The sequence below is a fragment of the Roseovarius sp. CH_XMU1461 genome (assembly GCF_037027165.1).
In the GTDB taxonomy this organism is placed as follows: Bacteria; Pseudomonadota; Alphaproteobacteria; order Rhodobacterales; family Rhodobacteraceae; genus Roseovarius; species Roseovarius nubinhibens.
This window is the reverse complement of sequence record NZ_JAYMDV010000016.1, coordinates 1-1,559: the sequence shown is the minus strand read 5'-3', so window position 1 is coordinate 1,559 and position 1,559 is coordinate 1. Positions and strand designations below refer to the sequence as shown.

Sequence of the window (1,559 nt, the reverse complement as noted above, 5' to 3'; positions counted from 1 at the left end):
ATGACATTTCGGTTCCCTTCTCGTTCACCAAGAACGGCATCTATTACTTCGAGAGACGTGTCCCAACCGACCTCTCAAAACACTACGACACTCGGAAAATCTCTTATTCGCTTAGAACGCGGTCGGTCAGAGTTGCCGCAACACGTGCGAGGAGGGCTGCAGATCAGCTTGACGAGTACTGGTACCACCTGCGCTGCAAAGACGCGGACCTGCCCGGCCAGCACCGCTTGCGTATTGCTGCAGGTGGAACTGAAGCAATCCCGGGGGTGTCTCTGAGCGACGCTGTCCTGCTCTCTGAGGCTGTGGCCATCTATCTCAACCAGAAAGGCCAAGGCCGTCCTATCACCTTCCACCGGGCCGCAGAGCGTTCCTGTGGGTATGTGATAGATGTCGTAGGAGATAAGGACCTCCGAGACTACACAAAGAAGGACGCGAACGTCTTTCGGGATGCGTTGATCGAACGTGGGCTGTCGGGCAGTAGCATAACCCGTATTTTTGGCACAGTTCGATCAGTCACCAATTTTGCCGCTAGTGAGGTGGGGGTATCGTTCAACAACCCGTTCAGCGGCGTCTACTTTGATCGACAAGCTGGAGTGCAGGAGCGTGAACCGCTGCCTGTGGAGACGGTCGAGAAACTTCAAGCTGAATGCTTGTGTCTTGATGACGAGTTGCGCTGGCTCGTCGCGTTGGTCTCTGACACAGGCATGCGTTTGGCAGAGGCTGCTGGACTCGCGCTCGACGACCTCGTGATCAACGGTGACTGTCCGAGGGTGATCATCCAAGAGCATCCATGGAGACGCCTAAAGACCGCCGGGAGCACACGCGAGGTGCCGTTGGTTGGGCAAGCCCTCTGGGCGGCGAAGCGCATCCACAGCGCAACCTCAGGCGGCGTTCATGCCTTTCCTCGCTACAACAAGAACGGGCAAACCAACGCCAACTCAGCCAGTGCTGCGTTGAACAAGTGGATGAAGCCGATGGTGCCACCGGGTTGCACCATGCACAGTTTTCGCCACTCCCTGAGAGATCGTCTCCGTGCAGTTGAGTGCCCTGCTGACATCGTTGATCAGCTTGGTGGGTGGCAGACGGATGGCGTCGGACAGGCTTACGGGAAGGGCTATCCGCTGAATGTTCTCAAGAAGTGGATGGCGAAGCTGGTGAGAGGGACGAAGTAAGTTCTGCGACCTCGTTCGTCCCTCGAGTAGATTTTTGAGCTGCTTTATACGATTGGACCTGACGCGGTGCCGACAAGCTCGGTGCCGTGGACGTTGGACATCGCTTCGTCGAGAATGACTTCGATGCACAGGCTCGGCTGCAACTCGCCGCTGGCAGGGTCGTGAAGCTCGGTCTGGATGAGTTGATCCATGTGCTGGGCGTACAGCCTGTCGGCGCTTTCCCCGAATTCTGCGACGGTCTGTGTTCTAAGCCGCTCCAACGCAACCTTGGCGGCTTCGAACAGGGGGGCGAGGTCCTTGACCTCATAGCTCAGCTTGATGCTGACTTCCTTAACAGTATTGTTCAACAGGCTGCTCCAATATGAGACGAGCGAGCCAAGCGCATTG

2 protein-coding genes are annotated in these 1,559 nt (G+C 56.9%); one reads left to right on the top strand and one right to left on the bottom strand.

Annotated features, from left to right (window positions below; genetic code table 11):
• Positions 1-5 precede the first annotated feature (5 nt).
• Positions 6-1,172 (top strand): DUF6538 domain-containing protein, encoded by a 1,167-nt coding sequence (locus tag WA237_RS18605; RefSeq protein ID WP_442970286.1) that lies wholly within the window; start codon positions 6-8, stop codon positions 1,170-1,172.
• 44 nt (positions 1,173-1,216) lie between these two features.
• On the opposite strand, the gene WA237_RS18600 is transcribed toward WA237_RS18605, so the two are convergent.
• Positions 1,217-1,559 (bottom strand): hypothetical protein (locus WA237_RS18600; RefSeq protein ID WP_336099480.1); only part of this gene is annotated, 343 nt, incomplete at its 5' end.